The sequence below is a fragment of the Streptomyces sp. NPDC002619 genome, from assembly GCF_042889305.1.
GTDB lineage: Bacteria > Actinomycetota > Actinomycetes > Streptomycetales > Streptomycetaceae > Streptomyces.
In genome coordinates this window covers 1-3,383 of the sequence record NZ_JBIAQV010000127.1, presented here as the reverse complement: position 1 = coordinate 3,383, position 3,383 = coordinate 1, and the positions used below count along the sequence as shown (strand labels likewise).

Here is a 3,383-nt window from a genome sequence, read left to right as displayed (position 1 = left end):
ACGAAACGACAGGCCACCACTCCCACGGAATCACCGACCCTATGCCCGACCAGCGAAAACGCCGTCCTCAGATTCGGTACGGCAACAGCTACTTACCGAAGCAGATATGAAGCTGCCGTAGGTCGGCTCGGGGACAGCGCTGCTGAACCGGACGCGTCCCAGTGTCGGCAAGCAGTGGACAGACTCCGGCGAGACCCACGATGACCGAGGCCTCAAGAACCGGCCAGTGGAGGAGGTCAGGCTCGTCCCGATCCCGCCTCAGCTCGTGACCATCCTCCGCGAGCACATCGAGACGTTCGGTACCGCAGATGACGGGCGCCTGTTCACGAACGAGCGCGGGGGAGTGGTCGGCTCATCGACGTACTACCGCGTGTGGCAGGAAGCCCGAGCGCTGGCGCTCCCGCCGGCCGCGGTCGCCTCCCCGCTCGCCGCGCGCCCGTACGACCTCCGGCACTCGGCGTTGTCGACGTGGCTCAACTCCGGGGTGGACCCAACCGAGGTGGCCGAACGGGCGGGCAACAGCGTTGAGGTGCTGTTAAGTCGGTACGCGAAGTGCATCGACGGTCGGCAGGAGGTCGCCAACCGCCGCATTGAGGACCTGCTGCGCGAGTACGAGTGACGAGCGATGTCGGCGGGTTTGGTGTTGTTCCCAGAGGACATCCCGTTGTCGCCGGTATCGGTCACGCTGAGCTGCGTGTTCACACGGTGCGGGACGTGCGAAGCGGCTCCGTTATCTGCGTCAAGGGCGCCAGGAAGGCCTAGTTCACGTCGCGGCGAGCGTTCGTCAGCTCCTGCATTGGCTGGAAGAACCCTCCTGACCCGGTCATTCCGCCACCAGACTCTCGGTCATGAACATGATCAGGCGAACCGCCACCGTTGGTATGGCAGCCGCTGCTCTCGCCGTCACCGCACTGGTCACGGCTCCCACGGCCTCCGCCACCTCCTACAACGGATGCGCGTACCCCCGCGTCTGCTTCTATCTCACCGACAGCCAGTGGAACGGTGGGACCCCCACAGCCGCGTACCAGGACGTCACCACCTCCTATCAGAACCTCGGCTCCAACAGCCGCGGCGCCAACTGGGTAAACAACACCCGCAACGACGACCGGGCCTATCTCCGCTACATCGTCAACAGCACCGGTGCAACGCAGTACCTCTGCCTCCTGCCGAATTACCACGTCAACTTCACCTCGGCCTACACCGTGACCGGCATCAGGATCGACACCGCGGCCACTTGTCCCTGAGCCCGTCCACAGGTCCGGAACCCATCCGTGGTGCGGCGGCGCCGGGCCTCTTCACAGCGGAGCGACAGGGAGCCGCTTCCGCGCTCCTGGCCCCTGGATCCGTCCGGGGGCCTTCGTCATTTCCGGGGACTGACCTGGGCCGATGCCTCAAGATCCCGTCCACAAATAGTCCACAGACCCCGGCCTCAGCGTTTCCGCTGGTGACGGGGTCTTTGGGCACCTCATGCAGGGTGCCCCCGGCAGGATTCGAACCTGCGCACACGGCTCCGTGGCCCAGGTGAGACCGTGATGGTATTGGGGCCCTGACCTGCGACGGAGGCTCCGACCGGGCGGGCGCCGAGCAAGATCATTACGCCCCTATTACGCGGGCGGCCTGTCGGGCGGCCGGTCCGGCCCGTATGGTCGAAGCATGATCTCGGGCAGCAGCGAGGGACCGGACGGCGGCGGCACGGAGTTCACGGCGGGGGGCCTGGCGCCCGTCCTCCGAGAGGCATGCGCGACGGCCGGACTCGACTCCCGAGGCGCAAACCTGCTGCGCCTCGGATCGAACGCGGTCTATCGCCTGACGTCGTTACCAGTCATCGTCCGCATTGCGCGTGATCCGTCGGTTCTCGCGGAGATGGAACGGGCCGTGAGCGTGGCCCGGTGGCTTGAGACGCAGGACTTCCCGGCCACGCGTGTGCCGGCGTCGGTCGCTCAACCGGTCGTCGTTGGCGGCCTGGTGGTCACCTTCTGGGAGAGCGTCCAGGAGAACGAGGAATACGCGACGGTCGGCGAGCTGGCCGATCTCCTACGCCGCTTGCACTGGCTGGAAGAGCCTGAATCTCTGGGCCTGCCCTACTTCGACCCGCTGGGCAAGCTGGCGGCGTCCCTCGATGGCCTGGACGGCATCTCGGGGGAGGACCGGACGTTCCTGGAGGAGCGAGGGGCGAGCCTCGCCAAGGACTACGACCGTCTGGACTTCGTCCTTCCCTTCGGCATGATCCACGGTGACGCCAGCATCGGGAACGTCCTCCGCCACTGGGACGGGCACGCTGTGCTCATCGACCTGGACGGCTTCGCCCTCGCCCCACGCGAGTGGGACCTGATCCAGACGGCGATCTTCTACGACCGGTACGGCTGGCACACAAAGGCGGAGTACGCCGAGTTCGTGCACCGGTACGGCTTTGACCTGAGGAACTGGCCCGGGTACGAAACGGTCGCGGACCTGCGTGAGCTGATGATGGTGGCTTGGCTGGGCCACCAGGTCACCACTAGCGCGCGGTCGGCCGAGGAGTTCGCTCGGCGGATGCGGTCCCTCCGTACTGGGGAAGGCCGCGACGAGTGGCGCCCGTTTTGAGCGTAGGGTCCGCGCCCTGGTGTCAGACACCGACGTGAGCGTCGGAGGCAACCCAGAGCCTGTGTTCTCTGACTTGCTCAGTGAAGGTGCGCACGACCGCACTGTCGCCGACGACTGCGAGGTGCTGTCGGAACTCGACAAGGTAGCTGACGCACCGGGCCGACTTGAGCTGTTCGCCGAGGTCGAGCGCATCGAGTGCCACGCGGCAGGCTTCCTCGACGTCGCCGGCGCGGAGGTGGGCGTCGGCGAGAACCATGGTCGCGAAGAAGTCGCTGCGTACGTGGCTGCCGCTCATGGCGTTCTCGGCATGGGCGACGGCTTGCCGGGCGCTGTTGACGTCTCGGAAGCAGTGGGCGGCCTCGGCGGCAAGCTCGGTTTCGTCGAAGTAGCTGATCCATTCGGGCTCGTCGTCGCTGTTCCGGCTCTCCAGCGCTCTCGTGGCCGCACTCAAGGCGGCCTCGCAGGCTCGTACGTCGCCGGTTCGGGCAAGGGCGCGGGCCTCCATGACGTGGAACTGGGCGCGGAGCGTCGGCGTGGCCACGGGGGAGATGCCCATGAGAGCTGCGCGGGCGAGCGTCGCGGCCTGGGTGTAGCGACCGAGGAATGTCGCCTGATGGCTCATGGCGGAGAGGATGCTTCCGGCGAGCCGACGGTCATTGGCGTCCTGGGCCAACCGAAGAGCCTGGAGGAAGTAGCGCTGTGCTAAGAACTCCTAACAAAGTTGGAGGTTCTTCAGTCGTCGCCAGCAGATGATGCTGCAGGCCAGGCTGAGGAAGGCTTCGTGGATGTCGTCGCGTATC

Annotated in this window: 2 protein-coding genes, 1 tRNA gene and 2 pseudogenes; 3 read left to right on the top strand and 2 right to left on the bottom strand. The window is 66.4% G+C overall.

The annotated features are described in order from the left end of the window. Window positions 1-91: 91 nt before the first annotated feature. Window positions 92-619 (top strand): annotated as a pseudogene (locus ACFYXB_RS45655) (site-specific integrase); the annotation flags it as partial. Window positions 620-881: 262 nt separating this feature from the next. Continuing rightward, window positions 882-1,244, top strand: coding sequence for a hypothetical protein (locus tag ACFYXB_RS45650; protein ID WP_389591399.1), 363 nt, complete (start codon window positions 882-884; stop codon window positions 1,242-1,244). 231 nt (window positions 1,245-1,475) lie between these two features. On the opposite strand, the gene ACFYXB_RS45645 is transcribed toward ACFYXB_RS45650, so the two are convergent. Further along, window positions 1,476-1,564: transfer RNA gene (locus ACFYXB_RS45645), tRNA-OTHER, on the bottom strand. 89 nt (window positions 1,565-1,653) lie between these two features. Between ACFYXB_RS45645 and ACFYXB_RS45640 the strand changes: the two genes are divergently transcribed. Continuing rightward, window positions 1,654-2,583: a phosphotransferase family protein gene (locus ACFYXB_RS45640; RefSeq protein WP_389591397.1), complete on the top strand. Its 930-nt coding sequence runs from the start codon at window positions 1,654-1,656 to the stop codon at window positions 2,581-2,583. Between the two features lie 22 nt (window positions 2,584-2,605). Here ACFYXB_RS45640 and ACFYXB_RS45635 read toward each other — a convergent pair. Beyond that, window positions 2,606-3,289, bottom strand: a pseudogene (locus tag ACFYXB_RS45635) (hypothetical protein); the annotation flags it as partial. Between the last annotated feature and the right edge of the window lie 94 nt (window positions 3,290-3,383).